Origin of the sequence: Nitrospirillum guanabarense (assembly GCF_034653355.1) — a bacterium.
Classification (GTDB): domain Bacteria; phylum Pseudomonadota; class Alphaproteobacteria; order Azospirillales; family Azospirillaceae; genus Nitrospirillum.
Map to the genome: position 1 here is coordinate 636,370 of NZ_JAYEER010000002.1, position 23,253 is coordinate 659,622.

Below are 23,253 nucleotides of genomic sequence, written 5' to 3' on the forward strand. Positions count from 1 at the left end.
TGGGCACTTCTGCCGTCCCGCGACCCACGCAGCGGTCTTTTCGGAACGTGCGCGGGAGCGGAAGCCTATCGGCTGGGTGCTTGCGTGGCGCTGGAAACCAAGGCGTGGCGCCACTTTGAGAACAGGCCTGCAGGCCACGCATGGCAAGAGGACGCCCCCTCTCGCCCCACATCCCCCCTTATGTCTATGCAAGGCCTCCCCTTGCTGAACCGCATTGCGCTAAGCGTGTGCGATGGCGTCTTGAATAAATTATTCCTCATATTGTTAAAGAATTTATTGAAGAATTCTGCCATAAACTGCTGCACATATATCGGAAAACTGTGCATTTCGTGAAAATATCACCAGAGCGTTCATGTTTTACGTCATCGGTATGACGGCAGTAACAACGCTATATTTTCCCACATTTGCCGTTTATGTTCCGTAAACAAAGCCCAAAAATATGCCTGATGATTATGCATCTACTATCTTGATGCAAATCTCCAACGAAGGAGTTACTCGGGTATTCAGATGTGCTGGGACCGCTGTCCCCGGCGCGCGTCCCGGCGCGTGGGGGTGGCAACCGGCGTAACGCCGGTTTCTGATCTGGGGGAGTGGGCTTATGGGCAAGATGCTGCCGGACGTGCGCAGGGACCTGGATACGCAGGGCCAGGACACGCGGACGCGGCCGTCGCGCGCACGGCCATCGCGCACGCTGCTGCTGGCGGGCACCTCCCTCCTGGCCATGGGCACGGCCCTGACGGCCCCCCGGGCAACGGCGGCGGATACCACCATCACCGGCGGCAGCACGTCGTTCGTGGCGACGCAGTCATCAGGCAACCTGACCCTCACCAACAGCGGCACCCTCAGCGGCGCCACCGCCCTCAAGTACACCGACGGCACCAGCTTCCTGATCAACCAGGGCCTGATCCAGGGCAGCATCCGCGGGGCGTATCTGGCCGGCACCCAGGCCGCCGGCTATGTCACGCTGACCACGCTGGTGAACACCGGCAGCATCGTCTCCGCCGGCAACGCCATCGAAATCGGCCTGGGCAACACCCTGGTCTCGCTGGTCAACAGCGGCATGATCCAGGGCAACCTGCTGCTGGGCGGCGACAGCGCCGTCACCATCTTCGGCGGCACGGGCGGTGTCACCGGCACCTTCACCGGCGTGGACGGCACCACCCAGGGTATAATCACCAGCGGCGCCGACCTGACGCTGGCCAGTGGCAGCCTGCTGCTGAACGACGCCGTGACCGTGGGCGGCAACACGCTGGTGAACAGCGGGGCGAGCGTCATCCTGTCCAGCATCGTCAGCGTCACCGGCAATTATCGCCAGTCGGCCGGTGAGCTGGCCCTGGGCGGTGGTGGTGAACTGGTGGTCAGTGGCGCCGCCACCGTCACCGGCGGCACCGTCTCCGCCTTCCTGGGCAACCTGTCGACGTCGGGCAACTACGTGGCGGGCGACACCCTGGCCACGCTGATCGCGGCCGGCAGCGGCAGCTACAGCGGCATCACCGCCAACCTGGGCAACGGTCTTCCCCTCCTGTTCACGGGGCAGGGGTCGGACGGGTCCAACCTGCTGGCCGTCGCTAACAGTGATTACATCGGCGGCATGCTGGGCAGCGTCACCAATACCGGCAGCATCAGCGCCCTGTACGTGGCCGCCACGGGCAGCCTGGGCGGCTTCCGGAATGAGACCACCGGCACCATCAGCGCCGACGCCGGCGTCACCATCCTGGGCACTGTCGGCACCCTGGACAATGCCGGCCACATCTTCATCACCGGCAGCAGCGGCTTCCTCGCTAACGGCAGCATCGGCACGCTGATCAACAGCGGCGTCATTTATAGTGCAGACACCTTCTCCGGTGTCGGCCTGGCGATCCGCGGGACCATCGGCCAGCTGGTGAACCAGGCGGGCGGCAGCATCAACAGCGGCCTTGTGGGCGTTATCGTCATCGGCCCCAGCTCCAACCACGGCACCGCCGCCACCATAAGTACGCTCAGCAATAGTGGCTTCATCGGTGGCGCCATCGGGGCGGTCTATGTTAACGGGACCATCGGCCTGTTGGAAAACCAGGCCGGCGGCACCATTACGGGCGGCAACACCGCCGGCATCCTGGTCTATGGCGGCATCAGCACCCTGACCAACACCGGCCTGATCCAGAGCAACAATTACGCCATCGATATCGGCGCCGCCCAGTTCATTGGCGGGACCATCGGCCTGCTGGACAATCAGGCCGGCGGCACCATCGTCGGCTCCCAGGTTGGTGTCGCCAACACCGTCATCGTCCATACCCTGGTGAACAGCGGCATCATCGCCGGCGGCAACCAGGGCGTCTTCAACCAGGTCATCATCGGCACCCTGGAAAACCTGGCTGGCGGGACCATCACCGCATCGGGCGGCGGCACCTCGACGGCTATCCGCAACGTCGGCATCATGGGCACGCTGACCAACGCCGGCCTGATCGCCGGCAACTATGGCCTGTACGTGGGCGCCGGGGGCACGCTGGACGCCTTTAGCAACAGCGGCACCCTGACCGGCCGCCATCTCGTCGCCGCCATCGGCAACAGCGGCGCGCTGGCCGCCATCGGCGGCATTGCCAACAGCGGCACCATGGTGGTGGGCGCCTCATACCCGACAGGCACCGCCATCCAACTGAGCTACGCCACCATTGGGCAGATCAGCAACAGCGGCACGGTGGTCGCGGCCGGCAGCAGCGTCAACAGCTACATCGTCAATGCCGACAACAGCACGATCGGCGGCATCGCCAACAGTGGCCTGGTGTCGATCCAGAACGGCGCCTTCGTCGCCAACAGCAATGGCAGCATCGGCACCGTCAGCAACAACGGCGTGATCAACGGCGGAGGCGGCGCCGCACTATCCAATGGCGGGTACGGTGGGCAATACGGCACGGTTGGACTCTTCGCCAACAGCGGCACCATCACCACCGCCAACGCCGCCATCAGGAACTGGTCCTCCGGCGTCCTCGGCACCCTCGTGAACAGCGGTACCATCAGTGCCCGCACTGCCTTCTACACCTCCGGTGACTTCGGCACCTTGGTGAACAGCGGCTTGATCGAAGGCGGCATCACCAGCGAAAACGGCACTGACCTGACCATCCAGGGCGGCGCCGGCGGCACGTTGGGCACCTTCACCGGCCAGGACGGGGTGGCCAAGGGGCTGATCGTCAACCAGATGGGCGACCTGACCTTCAGCGCCGGCGCGTTGCTGCTGAACGACGATATCAATGCCACCGGCCATACGGTCGCCAACGCCGGCGCCAGCCTGCAGGTCGCCACCCTGCTCACCATCACCGGCGTCTATGACCAGGCGGCGGGCACCCTGGTGCTGGGCGCGGCCGGCGGCCTGTCGGTCACGGGCGCGGCCATGGTGGGCGGTCTGGTGCAGGCCGACCTCGCCGGCATGGCCACCGCCAACTTCCTTGTGGGCGATACCGTTGCCACGCTGGTGCATGCGGATGGCGGTCTGGTGTGGAGCGGCAGCCTGGGCCCCAGCGCGCTGGGCGGCCACCTGGCCGTCGGCGATGCCACCACCGGCACCGATTTGATGGCTCTGGCCGCCAGTGATTATATCGGCGGCACCTACGGCACCCTCAGCATTGGTGGCGGCACGCTGCTGTCGGCCCCCACCGCGCTCTACATTGCCGGCACGGGCACCCTGGGCGCACTGGCCAACAGCGGCACCATCGCCGGCGACATCACCAACGACAGCGCCCGCGACCTGACGATCCTGGGCGGCGCCGGTCTAACCATCGGCACCCTGACGGGCAGCAGCCTGACCAACCAGGGCACCATCGCCAGCACGCTGGCCAACGTGGTGCTGGGCGGTGGCAACCTGGCATTGAACGACGCCGTCCATGTCGGCACCGGCACCCTGATCAACAATGGCGCCAATCTGACGCTGTCCACCATGGTCAATGTCAGCGGCAATTACAACCAGGCGACCGGCGGCCTGGAACTGGGCGGCAGCGGCACGCTGGCGGTCAGCGGGGCCGCCAGCATCACCGGCGGCAGCCTGGTGTCGGGGCGTCCGCTGTCCGCCACCGGCAACTACCTGGCCGGCACCATCCTGGACACCCTGGTGACGGGTGGCGCAGGGTCCAGCTATGACGGGGTGACGGTTACCAACAACAGTCCTGTGGTGGGGGGCATCGGCGGCATCGTTTCCGGTGACGACCTGCTGCTGGGCGCCACCGGCAACTATATCGGCGGCACCTATGGCAGTTTGGCCAACACCGGCACCCTGTCCGGCGCCTTTGGCTTGGTCGTGGGCAACTTCGGCACCCTGGACACCTTCAGCAATAGCGGCCTGATCTCCGTCACGGGCACGACCCGTATCGGCATCTACGACCGCGGCGGCTCTCTCGGCCAGCTCGACAACAGCGGCACCATCATCGCCCATAGGGGCGTCCAGCTCGACACTGGCGCGACCGTGGGCACGATCGCCAACAGCGGCAGCATCGGCGCCTCTGCCTCCGCCATCGAGCTGTATAACGCCCGGGCCGGGCTGATCAACAACACCGGCACCATCGCCGGCACCGCTACGTTCGGCGACGGCATCATCCTGCTGCAAGGCGCCAATGCCGAAACCGTCGACAACACCGGAGTGATCAGTGAGACCGGCTACGGCGGCAACGGTATCGTCAACTATGCGTCCAGCACCATCGGCACCGTGCTCAACAGCGGCACCATCATCGCCGGCGGCCTTGGGATCGGGAACTTCAGCAGCAGCGCCAGCATCGGCACCCTGGTCAACAGCGGCCTGATCAGCGGCGGCACGGGCGCCATCCTGAACGGTGACACCGCCACCATCGGCACGCTGATCAACACCGGCACCCTGCGCGCCGCCAACGGCAACGGCTACGCGCTGGCCAACCACAACGGCGCCGTCATAGGCACGCTGATCAACGCCGGTGTCATCGCGGGCACAGTGACGGGTGCCCTCTACAGCTCCGACACCATCGGCGCCGATTTCACCATCCAGGGCGGCGACACCGGCACGGTGGGCACCTTCACCGCCTGGGACATGTCTGCCAAGGGCATGATCTACAACACGCTGGGCAACGTCACCTTCGCCTCCGGCGCCCTGCTGTTGCACGACGACATCTACGTTCCCGGCTATTCCGTCACCAACATCGCCGCCGCCCTGGCCCTGGATACGCTGGTCACCATCACCGGCGCCTACAGCCAGTTGGGCGGCACCCTGTCCATGGGCACCGCCGGCGGGCTGTCGGTCACCGGCAGCGCCGGGCTGGCGGGCCTGTACCAGGTCACGCTCAGCGGCAATACCGGCGCCAACTATGTGGTGGGTGACGCCGTCGGGACCGTGGTGCAGGCCGATGGCGGCGTGTCCTACAGCGGCAGCCTGACGGGCACGGCGCTGGACGGCCACGTGGTCCTGGTCAACGGCACCACCAGCAACCAGCTGCTGGCCCTGGCGATCAACGACTATATCGGTGGCAGCTATGGCACGATCAGCGTCACCGGCCTGCTGACGGCACCCACCGCCCTGTACATCGCGGGCACGGGCAGCCTGGGCGCCCTGGCCAACAGCGGCACCATCGCCGGCGACATCGTCAATCTCGGCACGGCCGACCTCACCATCAGCGGCGGCACGGGCGGCGTGGTCGGCACCTTGAGGGGCGCCAGCCTGACCAGCCAGGGCACCATCACCAGCACTCTCGCCAACGTCGTCCTGGCCGGCGGCAGCCTGCTGTTGAACGACGCCGTGAACGTCGGCACGGGCACGCTGGCCAATGCCGGGGCTGCCGTCGCCCTGTCCACCATCGTCAGCGTCACCGGCAACTACAGCCAGACGGGCGGCACGTTGGCCCTGGCCACGGGGGCGGAACTGGTGGTCAGCGGCGCCGCCAGCATCAGCGGCGCCACTGTCACCATCGCGCGCCCGTCCACCCTGGGCAACTATTTGGCCGGCGGCGTCTACGCCACCCTGGTGGCTGGCGGCGGCGGGTCCAGCTACACCAACGTCGCCGTCACCACCGGCAGCCACGCGCTGGGCTTGGCCGGCACCGTGTCCAGCAACGGCCTGCTGTTGGGCGCCACCGGCGACTATATCGGCGGCAGCCTGGGCAGCCTGGCCAACAGCGGCACGCTGGCGGGCCATGTCGGCCTCAGCATCGCCCAGGGCGGCCAGCTCGGCACCTTCACCAACGACGGCCTGATCAGCATCGGCGGCGGCAGGGCCGTCAATAACAGCGGCAGCATCGGCCTGCTGGAAAACACCAGCATCGGCACCATCACCGGCACGATGGGCCTCTACAGCGGCAATAACAGCACCCTCAGCACCCTGGCCAACGCCGGCCTGATCAGCGGTACCTACGCCGTCAGCCTGGAATACGCCCAGGTCACGCTGCTGGCCAACAGCGGCACGCTGGAGGCCTTGGCCGGCGCCGGCGTGCCGGCCGCGCTGAACCTGTCCAACAGCACCATCAACACCCTGGTGAACAGCGGCCTGGTCAGCACCGACGCGTATGGCTATGGCGTCAACCTCAACTTCGCCACCATCAATACGCTGGTCAACCAGGGCACCATCGCCGCGGGCATCGGCATCAGGATGGCCTACGCCGGCCTCACCGCGCTGGAGAACAGCGGCACCATCAGCGGCACCACCGCCATCCAGAACAGCTACGGCGTCGGCATCGGGACCCTGGTCAACAGCGGCACCATCATGGGCGTCAGGGCCTATTTGGGTTTTGCGAACGCCAGCCTGGGCACCCTGGTGAACAGCGGCCTGATCCGGGGCGGCATCTACAACGGCAGCACCGACTATAACGACACCGTCGCTGGCGATCTGACCATCCAGGGCGGTGTCGGCGGCACGGTGGGCACCTTCACCGGCCAGGATGGTGTCTCCACGGGCCTGATCTTCAACAGCCTGAGCAACCTGGTGTTCGCCAGCGGCGCCCTGCTGCTGAACGATGACGTCCGGGCCAACGCCCATACCGTGTCCAACACCGGTGCGGCCCTCACCCTGGTCAACACCATCAACCTGACGGGTGCCTACAGCCAGTCCGCCGGCACCCTGGTGCTGGATGGGGCGGCGCAGCTGAACGTCATCGGCGTGGCTAGCATCGCCGGCCAGGTGGAGGCCTCGGTCGCCGGCGACAGCACCGCCAATTACCTGGTGGGTGACACGGTGGGCACCCTGGTGCAGGCCTCAGGCGGCCTGGCTTATGCCGGCACCTTCGTCAACGACGGTGCATTGGGCGGCCATGCGCAACTGACGGTGGGCACCAGCGGCAGCCAGCTGCTGGCGCTCGCCACCACCGACTATATCGGCGGCAGCTACGGCACCCTCAGCATCGGCGGCCTGCTGACCGGTCCCACCGCCCTGTACATCGCCGGCACGGGTAGCCTGGGTGCCCTGGCCAACTCCGGCACCATCGCCGGTAACATCATCAACGCCGGCGCCAACACCCTCAGCATCACGGGTGGCACCAGCGGCACGGTGGGCACCCTGACGGGCGGCAGCCTGACCAACCAGGGCACCATCACCAGCACGCTCGCCAGCGTGGTGCTGGCCGGCGGCAGCCTGCTGCTGAACGACGCCGTCAATGTCGGCACGGGCACGTTGGCTAACGCCGGGGCCGCCGTATCCCTGTCCACCATCGTCAGCGTCACCGGCAACTACAGCCAGGCGACCGGCACCCTGGCCCTGGGTACGGGGGCGGGACTGGTCGTCAGCGGGGCCGCCAGCATCAGCGGCGGCACCGTCGCGGCGGCCGCCCTCTCCGACACCGGCAACTATCTGGCCGGCAGCATCTACGGCACCTTGGTGGCCGGCGGTGCGGGGTCCGACTTCAGCGGCGCCACGGTGATCGGCAGCAACATCCCCGGTATGGGCAGCACGGTGACCGGCAACAACCTGGCGCTGTTCGCCACCGGCAACTACATCGGCGCCAGCTACGGCAGCCTGTCCAATAGCGGCACGCTGGCGGGGGCTGTGGCCCTGCAGGTCGGGGGCACTGGCAGCCTGGGCACCTTCAGCAACAGTGGCCTGGTCACGGGGGCCTACCGTCCCATCCTGAACTACAACACCCTGGGCCTGCTGGAAAACCAGGCCGGTGGCACCATCACCGCCGCCGCCGCCGGCACCCTGCACCAGGATACAGCGGCCATCTTCAATAGCCGGGATGGATCTATCGGCACGATCACCAACGCCGGTGTGATCGCCGTGCCCAGCGACCCCGGCGACAACAGCGTCTACGGCATCTACGCCATCTACAACGCCGGCGGCACCATCGGCCGGATCACCAACACCGGCACCATCACCGGCCGCACCGGTATCCTCAGCACCAACCCCGGCGTGGTCGCGGACTATGTCGGCACCATCGACAACCAGGGGCTGATCAGCGGTCAGACCGACATCAGCCTGCGGTTCGCGCGCGTCACCCTGGTGACCAACAGCGGCACCCTGACCGGTGTGGGCACCGCCAGCGCCGGCCTGGTGGGGGCTTCCTACAGCACCATCGCCACCATCGCCAACAGCGGCCTGATGGCGGCGGACCATGGCGGCAACGCCGTCAACAACTACTTCAGCACCATCGGCATGGTGGTCAATCAGGGCATTATCCGCGTCAGCGGCTCCGGCACGGCCATCTCCGGCTATGGCGACCGGTCGCGTCTGGGCACCATCGTCAACTCCGGCACCATTCTGGCCGACAATGTGGCGATCCAGGAGGCCTACGGCGCTGCCTTGGGCACCGTGATCAACACCGGCACCATCGCCGCCAGCGTCGCCGTCCGTTCCTACGCCAATTCCACCCTGGGTACCATGGCCAACAGCGGCCTGATCCGGGGCGACATCATGAACGGGGACGCCACGGGGCAGTGGTCGGGCCAGGTGGATACCTTCACCAGCGACCTGACCTTGCTGGGCGGCACCGGCGCCACGGTGGGCACTTTCACCGGCCTGACCGGCAAGGGCCGGATCGACAACAGGTTAAGCGACCTTTACATCACCGGCGGCAACCTGCTGCTGAACGACGACATCCTGGCCACCGGCCACAGCGTCACCAACAGTGGCGCCGCCCTGACCCTGGGCAGCGCCATCACCGTCAGCGGCACCTATGTGCAGAGCGCCGGCACGCTGGTGGTGAGCAGCGCCAACACCCTGCAGGCCGACAGCGCCACGGTGACCGGTGGCCAGGTCCGCCTGGACGGCTCGGGCAACTATGTCGTCGGCCAGGCGCGGACCGTGATCGGCGCCGCCACCGGCACCTACAGCGGCGTCGCGCTGAACGGCACCATCGGCACGGGCAGCGCCATCGTCCTGGGCACCCTGGTCCAGAGCGGCGGCGCGCTGGTGGCGCAGTTCAGCAGCGATTACGTCGGCGGCAGCCTGGTGACCCTGACCAACAGCGGCACCATCACCACCGCCTTCCCCGGCATCGTCGTCGCCAGCACCGGCAGCGTCGGCACCCTGACCAACGACGGCGCGGTCATCGGGACACAACAAGGCGTGGCCCTCGGTGGTGTCGTCGACACCCTGGTCAACAACGGGACCATCAGCGCCGTCTCCGCCATCGGGTTGGCCGGCACCGTGGGCAGCGTGCTCAACACCGGCGTCGTCCGGGGGGCAGTCGCCCTGATTGGCGACAGCACCATGCGCTTCGCCAACGCCGGCACCATCACCGGCGCCTACAATTCCTTCGCCGGCATTTCCTACGCCGGCCTGATGGCGGCCTCCAGCATCGGCACGCTGGTCAACAGCGGCACCATCAACGCCCAGTATGCCCTGCTGATGGTGGGTGGCCAGGGCGGCGCCAGCAGCATCGGCACGCTGATCAACAGCGGCGTCATCGCCGGCAATATCGTGAACGGCAACGGCGGCGTCCTGGGTTTCCTGCCCAATGACACCGTCGCCGGCGACCTGACCATCCAGAGCGGCACCGGCGGGACGGTCGGCACCTTCACCGGCCAGTCCGGCACCGGCCTGATCCAGAACAGGCTGAGCAACCTGGTGTTCAGCGGCGGCAGCCTGCTGCTGAACGATGACGTTGACGTCACCGGCCACACCGCGCTCAACAGCGGCGCCAGCCTGACCCTGGCCAACACCATCACTGTCACCGGCACCTACGCCCAGGGCAGCGCCGGCACGCTGGTGGTGGGCAAGGGTGGCCAGATGGCCATCGCTGGCCAGGCCACCATCGCCGGCCAGCTGCGCGCGGGCCTGGCCACCGACAATTTCCTGCCGGGCCAGCAGGCCACCCTGGTGACCGGCGGCGTGGGGTCGGACTACAGCGCCGCGACCATCGCCAGCAACCTGGCGCACCTGACGCTAAGCAACACCGTCACGAACAACGCCGTGGTGGTCACGGCGCACAACTATTACATCGGCGGCAGCCTGGGTGCTGACATCACCAACACCGGCACCGTCAGCGCCGCCACGGCCGTCTACATCGCCGGTGGCGCCACGGCCGTGGGCACGCTGGTCAACAGCGGCGTGATCACCGGCGATATCATCGACGACCGTGCCGGCGCCAGCCTGCTGCTGGCCGGCGGCGCCGGCGTTGGCACCTTCACCGGCGGCACCATCACCCACACCTTGGGCGATATCCACGTCACCCAAGGCACCATCCGGTTGAACGATTCCGTCAACGCCGGCACCGGCGCGCTGTTCATCGACAGCCCGGCCTTCGTGACATTGGGCGGCACCGTCGCCGTGACCGGCATCCTGCGCATGGCCGGCGGCCTGCTGATCGGCACCACCACCGGCCTGCTGACGGCCGACAGCGCCACCGTCACCGGCCGGGTGCTGACCGACGCCCTGGGCAACTACGGGGCTGGCGACACGGCCACTGTGATCCAGGCCGCCACCGCCGACTATGGCGCCGCCACCCTGGCCAGCCTGTTCGGCCTCAGCGGCAGCGTGGCGCAGGACGGTGGCAACCTGGTCGTCCATTACCTGAACGACTACGTCGGCGGCGGTCTGGCCACCCTCAACAACACCGGCACCCTCACCAGCGGCGGCTATGGCGTGTACGTGGCCGCCACCGGCAGCATCGGCATGCTCAGCAACAGTGGTGTGCTGGGGGGCGTGACGGCGGGCGTGGTCGGCAACGGCGGCACCATCGCCACCCTGATCAACACCGGCACCATCAATGCCGCCTACGCCCTGGGCCTGGGCGGCGGGGCCACCCTCGGCACCTTGGTCAACAGCGGCGTGATCGCCGGCACCCTCGTCAACGGCGACGCCAACCTGGTCGGCCTGGGCGTCGACACGGTGGCGGCCAACCTGTCCATCCAGGGCGGCGGCGGTGGCCTGGTCGGCACCTTCACCGGCCGGAACCTGACCGGCAAAGGCAGCATCCTCAACCGCCTGAGCGACCTGCTCTTCACCGGCGGGAACCTGTGGCTGAACGACGACATCGATGCCACCGGCCACACGGTCGGCAACCTGGGCGCCGACGTCACTCTGACCAGCGCGATCACCGTCACCGGCGCCTACCGCCAGGCTGCCGGCGGCACGCTGGTGGTGGGCACGGCCGGCCGGCTGTCCGTCACCGACGCCGCCACCGTGGCCGGCACCGTCGTGGCCGGCCTGGCGACCGAGAACGCCACCCTGGGCCAGATCTCCACCCTGGTCGCCGGCGGCGTGGGCAGTGACTATGGCGCGGCGCATGTCGCCGCCGTCACCGGTATGGGCGTCACCGCCAGCATCAGCGGCGCCAACCTGCTGGGCATCCATACCAACTACTACGTCGGCGGCAGCCTGGGCAGCCTGGCCAACAGCGGCAGCATCAGCGCCGCCACCATCCTGTACATCGCCGGCACCGGCACGCTGGATACGCTGACCAACAGCGGCACCATCGCCGGCAACATCATCAACCGCAGCGCCCGTACCCTGTCCATCAGCGGCGGCACCGGTGGCGCCGTCGGCACCTTCACCGGCGGCACCATCACCAATACCGCCAGCGATCTGGCCTTGGTGTCCGGTGACCTGTCGCTGGCCGACGCCGTCAACGTGACCGGTCATACCCTCGTCAACAGCGGCGCCAACGTCACGGTGGCCGGTGCCGTCAGCGTCACGGGCGACTATGGCCAGTCCGCCGGCACCCTGCTGCTGCGGCCCGGCACCGACAGCCTGAACGTCAGCGGCAACGCCCGCCTGACGGGCGGCACCGTGGCCATGGCGGGCTTCAGCGTCACCGGCAACTATTTCGCCGGCACCCTGGGCACCCTGGTGCATGCCGGCGGCACCCTGGCCACCGGCGCCACCATCGTCGCCGACGGCGTGGGCAACCTGAACATCGCCAGCAGCGTCGGCGGCGGCGACCTGCTGGCCCTCATCGGCAACGACTATATCGGCGGCACCCTGGGCAGCCTGGTCAACACCGACGCCATCGGCAGCCGCACCGCCCTGTACGTGGCCACCAGCGGCAGCGTCGGCAGCCTGGCCAACAATGGCACGCTGACGGGCCAGTACGCCGGCCTCAGCAACGATGGCAGCATCGGCGCCCTGGTGAACACCAGCACCATCAACCAGGGCGGCGGCACCTTCAGCAGCGCCATCGGCGCCTCCGTCGGCATCCGGAACACGGGTGTCGTCGGCCGCCTCAGCAACAGCGGCCTGATCAGCGCCGCCAACACCGGCCTGAACAGCCAGGGCAGCATCGCCACCCTGTCCAACAGCGGCACCATCACCGCCACCCACTTCGGCCTGCGCAATCACAACGCCGGCGGCAATATCGGCGTCATCGACACCCTGACCAACAGCGGCTGGATCAACGGCCGCGTCGGCGGTGTGGTGCAGAATGGCGGCGGCGTGGGCCTGCTGGACAACAGCGGCTCCATTTCCGGCAACAACTTCGCCGTCGCCGTGAACGGCGGCACCATCGGCACCCTGCTGAACAGCGGCACGCTGTCCAGCAGCAGTGCCGGCGTGGCGCTCACCAACCGGGGCAGCATTGCCATCCTGGCCAACAGCGGCCTGATCGGCGGCGGTGGCAATGCCATCACCTTTGACAGCAATTCCGCCCTGGGTCTGCTGATCAACAGCGGTGTCATCGCCGGTGCCATCCGGAACGACGCGGCCCGCGACCTGACCATCCAGGGCGGCGACACCCCCACGGGCACCTTCACCGGCGCCACCGGCCACGGCCTGATCAGCAACACCGCCAGCAACGTCGTGTTCTCGGCCGGGCGCCTGCTGCTGGATGACGACATCGACGCCACCGGCCATGCCGTGCGGAACACCGGCGCCACCGTCACCCTGGCGGCATCCACCAGGATCACCGGCGACTATGGGCAGAGCGGCGGCACGCTGTCGCTGAACACCACCAACACCCTGGGCGCCAGCGGCACCATCGGCATCGGTGGCGGCTATGTACAGGTGAACAACCTGACGGCCACGGCCAATTACATCCATCCGACCCTGGGCGTGCTGGCCACCGGCGACGTCGCGTCCGACTACAGCGGTGCCCGCTACCTCAGCAACGTCGATGGCGTGGCGGTGGGTGGCGTGACGGCCAACGGCACCCTGACCGGCGTGGTGCTGAACGACTATATCGGCACCACCTACGCCACACTGGTGAACAGCGCTGACATCCAGGCGACGGTGGGGGCGGCACAGCTCTACGTGGCGGCCTCGGGTAGCCTGGGCGGCTACACCAATACCGGCACCCTCCACGGCGGCGGCACGGATCTGCTGCATGTCGGCGGTACCGTCGGCACGATCAGCAATAGTGGCGTCCTCAACGCCTTCAGCCGGGCGGTCCAGGTGGCCGGGGGCAGCGTCGGCACCCTGTCCAACACCGGCACGGTCTTCGCCAGCACGGGCGTGTCGGTGGACTCGGCCGGCACCATCGGCACGCTGAGCAACGCCGGCACGATCTGGAGCCAGCACACCGCCCTCTACAACCTCGGCAGCATCGGCAGCCTGGCCAACACCGGGTCGATCACCACCGTGGTCAGTGGCGGCACCATCGGCCTGCTGGACAATTCCGGTTCCGTCACCGCCCTCCAACTGGGTGTCAACATCAACGGCACCAGCCCCACGGCATGGATCGGCACTGTGCTGAACAGTGGCACGGTGGGCGGCGGCTATATCGGCTTGGCCGTGTCCAACGGCGGCACCATCGGCCACCTGTCGATCACCAGTGGTGGCCTGATCACCGGCAACGGCTATGGCATCTACAGCAGCCAATCCATCGGCACCCTGGCCAACGACGGCAGCGTCCAAGCCCAGTCCGGGAAAGGTATCGGCAACGCCGGGTCCATCGACACGCTGGTGAACACCGGGCTGATCAGCGCCGCCACGGCCGGCGTCGGCAACATTGGCGGCACGATCGCGACCCTGGTGAACAGCGGCGTCATTCGTGCCGATGCCCCGTCGGGCATGGCCATCAGTGGCGGCAGCATCGGCGTGCTGTCCATCACCGGCGGCGGCCAGGTCATCGGCGCCAACGGCGTCTTTGCCACAATCATGAACACCCTGGCGAACAGCGGCCTTATCGAGGGCGGCACCGTCGGCGTCTATGTCGATGGCAGCCTGGACACGCTGGTGAACGCCGGCACCATTCAGGGCGGCACGCTCGCCGCCGGCCAGGGCGTCTACTACAACAATAGCATCAGCCTGCTGCGCAACAGCGGCACCATCAGCGGCGGCTCAGCCGGCGTCCAGGCCTACGGCGCCGGCGGCACGATCCTCAACAGCGGCAGCATCCTCGGCCGCTTCGCGGCCGTGGGCGTCGGCGGCCTGGATCTGCTGGACAACAGCGGCCTCATCAACGGCGGCACCGGCATCTCCAGCAACGGCGGCATCGGCAGCTTGGTCAACACCGGCACCGTGGCGGGCGACACCATCGCCCTATCGGGCGCCTTTGGCACCGTCAACAACGCCGGCCTGATCCGGGGGCCGGTGGCGGCCCAGTTCAGTAACCAGGTGGCGGATTTCGGCAACAGCGGCGTCGTGGCCGGCGACATCATCGCCACCATTGGCGACCTCAGCATCACCGGTGGCAGCGGCACCCGCGTCGGCACCTTCACCGGCTATGCCGCCAACACCATGGGCACCATCACCGTCACGGGCGGCAACCTGGTGTTCGCTGGTGGCAACGCCGCCCTGAACGACCAGATGCAGGCCAGTGTCGTCAACAGCGGTGCCACCCTCACCATCGCGACCCCCGTCAGCATCACGGGCGCCTACACCCAGTCCGCCGGCGCGCTGCTGGTGGCGGGCGGCAGCCCACTGCAGGTCGGCGACCAGGCCACCATCGCTGGTGCCGTGGTGACGGGCCAGTCCACGGCCAACTTCACCATCAACCAGACCACCACCCTGGTCAGCGCCGCGGCGGGCTCCGATTACAGCGCCGCCACTGTCGGCGGCCTGGCGGGCATGAACGTCACCGGCGCGGTGGACGGCGCCGGCCGCCTGATCGCCGCCTTCCGCAACGACTATATCGGCGGCACCCTGCTGACCCTGACCAACAACGGCAGTGTCAGCATCAGCGCCAACACGGCCGTCTACGTGGCCGGCACGGGCAGCCTGGGCACCCTGGTCAATGCCGGGCGCCTGGCCGGTACCCTGGCCGCCGTGTCCATCACCGCCGGCGGCGTCCTGGACGTGCTGGACAACGAACAGACGGTGGACGGCAACATCATCAACGACGGCAGCCACGTGCTGACCATCATCGGCAATACTGGCCAAGCCAGTTCCTTCCAGAACGGCACCCTGCGCAGCCGCAACGCCGATGTGGTCCTTGCCGCCGGCCAACTGTCCATGGGCGACACCGTTGACGTGGGCACCCTGACGCTGCGCAACACCGGCGCCACCGTCACCTCCGGCGCGCAGCTGAACCTGCTGGGCAACTACCGCCAGACGGCGGGTGAGCTGGACGTCATCGCCACCAGCGGTGCGTTGCGGGCCAGCGGCAACATCGACTTGGCTGGCCAGGTCCTGGTTTACGCCGGCAACGCCAACATCCTGGCGGGTGACGTCAGCACCATCGCCCGGGCGGGTGGCACGCTGGGCGTCAACGGCGCCACCATCCAGGCCTGGAATCTGTCCATCACCAGCGCCGTCAGCGGCGGCCTGCTGCTGGCCACCGCCCATACCGACTACCTGGGAGCCTCGGCGACCAGCGTGATCAGCACCGCCGACATCGACGGCACCTCGGTCGCGGCCTATGTGGCCACCTCCGCCACCATCGGCACCGTCACCAACCAGGGCACGTTGTCCGCCCGGTCCAACACGGCGGTGCGGCTGAACGGCACCATCGGCACCCTGGCGAACACCGGCCTCATCGCCGGCCAGAACCGCGCGCTGTCCATCAGCGGCAATCTCTCCACCCTGGCCAACGCCGGCCTCATCGCCGGCGACGTCATCAATGCCACCAGCCGGACGCTGGTCCTCGCCGGCGGCGGCGGCACCGCCGTCGGCACCTTCACCGGCTATGCCAACGGCACCCGGGGCACCATCACCAACACGCTGGCCGGCCTGACCTTCGCCGCCGGCAACGTGTCGATGAACGACGACATCAATGTCGCCGGCCAAACGGTGGTCAACAGCGGCGCCAACTTGACGCTGGGCAACGGCGCCGTCACCGGCGCCTTCGTCCAGACGGGCGGCACCCTGTCGATCATGAGCCTGTCGGTCAGCGACGCCGTGAGCCTGACAGGCGGCACGCTGGTGGCCCAAGGCGTCACCGCCACGGGGAACTACCTGGCCAGCACGCTGGGCACCCTGGTGTCGGCCGGCGCCGCCTCCAACTATGCCGGCGTCGTCTTCGCCGCCGACCTGACCGGCCTGAACGTGGTGGGCCGGACGGTGGGCAACGACTTGCTGCTGATCGCCAACAACGACTACGTCGGCGGTACCCTGGCGACACTGACCAACAGCGGCGCCATCAGCTCCGCCACCGCCGTCTATGTCGCCGCCACCGGCAGCTTGGGCACCCTGGTCAACAGCGGCACGCTGGGGGGCAACATCATCAACGTCTCGGCCAACGCGCTGGCCATCGCCGGCGACACGGGCGGCGGCGTGGGCGTGCTGACCGGCGGCACCATCCGAAACACCCGGGCGGATTTGACCTTCACCCAGGGCGCCCTGTTGCTGGCCGATGCCATCGACGTGGGCAGCCACACGGTGGTGAACAGCGGCGCCACCCTGACCATAGGCGGCACCGTCGCCGTGGCCGGCAACTTCAGCCAAGCGGGCGGCAGCCTCCTGCTAGACCTGCATAGCAGCGAACTGGTGGTCGGCGGCACGGCGTCCCTGACCGCCGGCGATCTGTCCATCACCGGCGCCAGCGACCTGGCCAACTACACCGTGGGTTCGGCCCTCTCCACCCTGGTGGCGGGCGGCGCCGGGTCCAGCTACGACGGCCTGACCATCACCACCCAGCTGACCGGCTTCAGCATCGGCAGCAGCATCAACGGCAACGCCCTGGTGGCCGTGGCCCTCAACGACTACGTCGGCGGCACGCTGGCCAGCCTGTCCAACACCGGGACCGTCGGCGGCGGCACCATCGGCACCGCGCTCCACATCGCCGGCAGCGGCAGCCTGGGCACCTTCTCCAACAGCGGCAGCATGTCCGGCAGCCTCTACGGCGTGCTGGCCGTCGGCCAGCTGGACACCCTGGTCAACGCGGGCACGATCACCAGCGCCGCTGTCGGTGTGCAACTGACGACCGGCCGCACCCTGGATCTGCTGGACAACAGCGGCACGATCATCAGCACCTCCATCTTCGGCTACGGCGTGCTGAACGCCGGTGGCACCATCGGCCGCCTGGACAACAGTGGCACCATCACCGGCACCCGCAACGGCATCTGGGCCGTCGCCAACCAGGGCGGCAGCATAGGCACGGTCAGCAACACCGGCGCGCTGCAGAACATCCTTAACACCGGCCGCATCAACCTGGTCAGCATCGGGGCCGGCGGTATCCTGGGCCTTGGGCCGAATGGCGTCGTGGGCGGCGGGCTGCTGAACGACCAGCAGGGCACCATCGCCGCGGTCGTCAACGACGGGCTGATCACGGCCGGCACCGCGGCTGTCCAGAACCGGGGCGGCATCGGCACCCTGGTCAACAACGGCACCGTGTCCGCCCAGAGCTGGGGCGTGGGGAACACCCTCGCCGGTGTCATCGGCCTGATCCGGAACAACGGCCTCATCACCGTCGCCAGCGGCACAGCCATCACCAACAGCGCCACCATCGGCACGGTGGAAAACGGCGGCACCCTCCAGGCCGACATCGGCATCAGCAATGCCGGTGTGATCGCCACCCTGAGCAACAGCGGCCTGCTGGCCGGGCAGTTGGGTGTTCTGACCATCGGCACCGCCGGCGCCCTGGGCTATTTCGAGAACAGCGGCCTGGTCGCCGGCGACATCGCCAACCTGGGCATCCAGGATCTGACCATCGGCAACGCCGGCGGCATCGGCACCTTCACAGGCTACGCCGCGGGCGGCCAGGGCACCATCAGCAATACCGGCAGCAACCTGGTGCTGGCGTCGGGCACCATCGCCCTCAACGACACCATCGACGTGGGCGGCCACACGGTGGTGAACAGCGGCGTCGACCTCACCCTGGTCCACAGCGTCAGCATCACCGGCAACTACAGCCAGGCCGCCGGCGGCCTGGCGATGTCCGCCGGCGATCAGCTGGCGGTCAGCGGCAGCGCCAGCATCAGCGGCATCACCGTGTCCCTGCTGGGCCAGTCGGCCACCGGCAACTACCTGGCCGGCACCATGGGCACGGTGGTCGCGGGCGGCGTGGGCTCCAGCTACACCAACGTGTCGCTTACCGCCGGGTATCAGGGCGTGGACGGGCGCACGGTGGGTGGCAACCTGGTGGCCGTGGCGGTCAGCGACTACATCGGCGGCAGCCTGGCTTCCGCCAGCAACAGCGACACCATCGTCAGCAGCCTGGTCTCCAGCTTCCTGATGGTGGCCAGCACCGGCCGCCTGGGCAGCTTCACCAACAGCGGCACGCTCACCGGCGGCCACTACCAGGTGTCCGTGGCCGGCGTCATCGGCACTTTCGTCAACACCGGCAGCCTCAGCGGCAGCAGCCTGGCATTCCATGTCGACACCATCGGCAGCGTCGGCACCCTTTCCAACAGCGGCGTGATCGATTTCAACAGCACCCAGGTGGGCGTCGACGGCACCCTGGGCCTGCTGTCCAACACGGGCACCATGGGTGGTGTGCTCGTGGGGGCGACGGGCACCCTGGGCACCGTGGCCAACAGCGGCTGGATCAGCGGGCTGACGGACAACGGCACCATCGCCCGCGTGGACAACGGCGGCTCCATCACCGAGGTCGACATGTTCGGCCGGTTGGGCACCCTGGTGAACAGCGGGTCCATCGGCGGCAACGCCAATGGCATCTACCTGGCTCAAGGCGGCACCATCGACACCCTGTCGATCGCCAGCGGCGGCGTGCTGGCCGGCACCCGGCTGGGCATCCAGAGTGAGGAATGGATCGGCACACTGATCAACGATGGCCTGATCCAGGGTGCGGATGCGGGCCTCAACAACCGCCGCAACACCAGCACCGTCGACCTGCTGGACAACCGGGGCACCATCTGGGCCACGGGCAGCACCGGTTTCGCCATCAACAACGCCGGGACCATCGGCACCCTGCTGAACAGCGGCCTGATCCGGGCTGAGGCCCCCCTCGGCACGGGCATCGGTGGCAACGGCAGCATCGGCCTGCTGTCCATCACCGGCGACGGCCGGGTCATCGGCGCCCGCGGCGTTGTTGCGGAGCTGATGGGCACGCTGGTCAACAGCGGCCTTGTCCAGGGCGGTACGGTCGGCGTCAATGTTGACGGCAGCCTGGACACGTTGGTGAACGCCGGCGTCATCCAAGGCGGAACGCTCGCCGCCGGCATGACCGCCGGCCAGGGTGTCGTCTACAACAACGCCGTCGGCCTGTTGCGCAACAGCGGCACCATCAGCGGCGGCTATGCCGGCGTCAGCGCCGGCGGCACGACCGGCACCATCATCAACAGCGGCAGCATCCTCAGCCGGTTCGCGGCCGTGGGCGCCAACGGCCTGGATCTGCTGGACAACAGCGGCCTCATCAGCGGCGGCACCGGCATCTTCAGCAACAGTGGCATCGGCAGCCTGGTCAACACCGGCACCGTGGCGGGCGGTACCGTGGCCCTATCCGGCGCCTTCGGGGTCATCGACAACGCCGGCCTGATCCAGGGCCCGGTCGCGGCCCGGTTCGGCAACCAGGTGGCCGGCTTCGCCAACAGCGGCATTGTCGCGGGCGACATCATCGCCACCATCGGCGATCTCAGCATCACCGGCGGCAGCGGCACGAATGTGGGCACCTTCACCGGCTATGCCGCCAACACGCAGGGCACCATCACCGTCACCGGCAACCTGGTGGTCGCCGGCGGCAACGTCGCCCTGAACGATCAGGTGGCGGGCAGCGTGGTCAACGCCGGTTCCGACCTGATCCTGACCAGCATCGTCAGCATCAGCGGGGCCTACAGACAGGCCAGCGGTACGCTGGATCTCAGCCGTGGCGCCGGCCATCTGGTGGTGGCGGACGCCGCCAGCATCACCGGCGGCAGCATCCTGGCCAGCGCCAGCGCCGGGGCCAACTACCTGGCCGGCACCCTGGGCACCCTGGTGGCCGGCGGCGCCGGGTCCAGCTACACCGGCGCCACCATCGTCACCTCCGTTGTCGGTTTGGCGTCCAGCGGTGTCACCGCCGGTGGCGACCTACTGCTGACGATCAATAACGACTACATCGGCGGCACCTTGGCCACGCTGACCAACAGCGGCGCCGTCACCTCCGCCACCGCCCTCTACATCGCCACCAGCGGCAATCTGGGCACGTTGGTCAACAGCGGCACCCTGACGGGCAACATCCGCAACCTGACGGCCCATGACCTGGTGATCGTGGGTGGCCCGGGGGGCGGAAATGGGGGTGGCGCGGTGGGCACGCTGACCGGCGGCACCATCGTCAACAGCCTGTCGGGCGTGTCCTTCATCGCCGGCGACCTGTTGCTGGCCGATGCCATCCTGGTGGGCGGCAACACGGTGGTGAACAGCGGCGCCAACCTCACCATCGGCGGCACGGTCGCCATCGCCGGCAACTACAGCCAGATCGGCGGCGGCCTGATGCTGTCGCTGGGCGGCAGCCAGCTGGCGGTCAGCGGCAGCGCCGCCCTGACCGGTGGCGTGGTGACCATCACCGGTGCCAACAACCTGGCGAATTACACCGTGGGCGCCGCCCTGGCCACCCTGGTGTCCGGTGGCGCCGGATCCCGCTATACCCTGTCCATCATCAACGACCTGACCGGCTTCGACATCGGCAGCACGGTGGTGGGCAACGCCCTGCTGGCCGTGGCCCACAGCGACTATATCGGCGGCTCCTTGGGCAGCCTGTCCAACACCGGCACGGTCAGCGCCGCCACCGCGTTGCGCATCGCCGGCACCGGCTCGTTGGGCAGCTTCAGCAACAGCGGCCTACTGCTGGGCGGCGTCGACGCCGTGTCCAACGCCGGTACCCTCGGCACGCTGTACAACGCCGGCCTGATCACCGGCACTACCTCCGGGGTAGTCAACACCGGCGTGCTGGGCCTGCTGCTCAACGACACGGCCGGCACCGTGGCGGGCGGCGTCGTCAACCAGGGTGTCCTGGGCCGCGTGTCCAACGCCGGCCTCGTCACCGGCGCCACGGCCATCGCCAACGGCGGCGCCAGCGGCATCGCCACCATCGCCAACACCGGCCTGATCCAGGGTGGCCAAGTGGGGCTGGTGAACGCTGCCACCATCGGTGTGCTGGACAACAGCGGCACGCTGGCGGGCATCACCGCCCTGCGCAACGTATCCGGCGGCACCTTCGGCGCCATCGTCAACAGCGGCCTGATCCAGGGTGACATCGTCAACCTGGCGGCCGGCGGCCTGACCATCAGCGGCGGCAGCGGCACCCTGGTGGGCACGCTGGCGGGTGGCACCATCACCAGCGGCGGCGCGGACGTGGCGTTCAACGCCGGCACCTTGCTGCTGGCCGACGCCGTCAACGTCGCCGGCCACACCCTGGTCAACAGCGGCGCCACCCTGGTGCTCAACAGCGTCGTCACCGTCACCGGCAGCTATAACCAAACGGGTGGTGTCCTGGGCCTGGCGACGGGCAGCAGCGGCCTGGCGGTCAGTGGTGCCGCCACCCTGTCGGGCGGCGTGGTGGCCGCCGCCTATGACGCGGGCGCCAACTACTTCGGTGGTTCCATCGCCACCCTGGTGTCGGCGGCGGGCGGCCTGAGCGTCTCGGCTTCCGTGTCCAACACCGTGATGGGCCTTGCCATGGCGACCCAGCTGTCCGGGACCGAGCTGACGGCCAGCATCGCCAACGACTATATCGGTGGCACGCTGGGCAGCCTGACCAACACCGCCACCCTGGGTGGGGCGACCGCCTTCTATGTGGCGGCGGCGGGCGGTGTCGGCACCTTGGTCAACACCGGCACCCTGGCTGGCACCAGCAGCGGCCTGGCCGTGGCCGGTGGCCAGATGGGCCAGGTCGCCAACGCCAGCCTGATCCGGGGCTTCTCCACCGCCGGCGTGCAGGTGGGCACGGGTGGGCGCCTCGGCCTGCTCAGCAACAGCGGCACCGTCGCCTCCGCCTTGGGGGCGGGCGCGCTGGTGCGGGGCAGCCTGGGCAGCCTGGCCAACAGCGGCCAAGTGACCGGCGCCACCGCAGCCGTGGAGGTCGTGGTCGGCGGCACCGTGGGATCGGTCAGCAACCTCGCCGGCGGCACGCTGGCCGCGGGCGCTGCCGCCGTCCTGGTGGCGCTGGGCGGCACCCTGGGTGGCTTCAGCAATGCGGGCGTCCTGACCGGCGCCCATTTGGTCGGCATCGCCGGCCATGCCGGGTCGGTGGGCAACAGCGGTACGCTGACCGGCGGTGCCTCCACCGCCTTCCTGGACAGCGGCACCCTGGGCACGCTGTCCAACGGCGGCCTGATCACCGCCACCCACGGCGTGCTCAGCATCACCAGCACCGGCGTGCTGGGCTTGCTGGCCAACAGCGGCACCATCGTCGGCGACATCACCAACGCCGGCGCCCAGGATCTGACCATCACCGGTGGCGGCACCGTGGTCGGTACCTTCACCGGCGGCACCCTCACCAACCTGGCCAGCAACGTGGTGCTGGTGGGGGGAGCCTGGCCTTCAGCGATGCCATCGACGTCACCGGCCACACCCTGGTCAACAGCGGCGCCAACGTCCTGCTGTCCAACAGCCTGACCGTCACCGGCAACTACAGCCAGACCGCCGGC

At 68.4% G+C, this 23,253-nt stretch carries 1 protein-coding gene; it reads left to right on the forward strand.

Annotated elements, in window-relative coordinates:
* The first annotated feature begins 598 nt into the window (after positions 1–598).
* Positions 599–23,221, forward strand: coding sequence for a hypothetical protein (locus tag UAA55_RS09330; protein WP_322952408.1), 22,623 nt, complete (start codon positions 599–601; stop codon positions 23,219–23,221).
* The last annotated feature ends 32 nt before the right edge of the window (positions 23,222–23,253 follow it).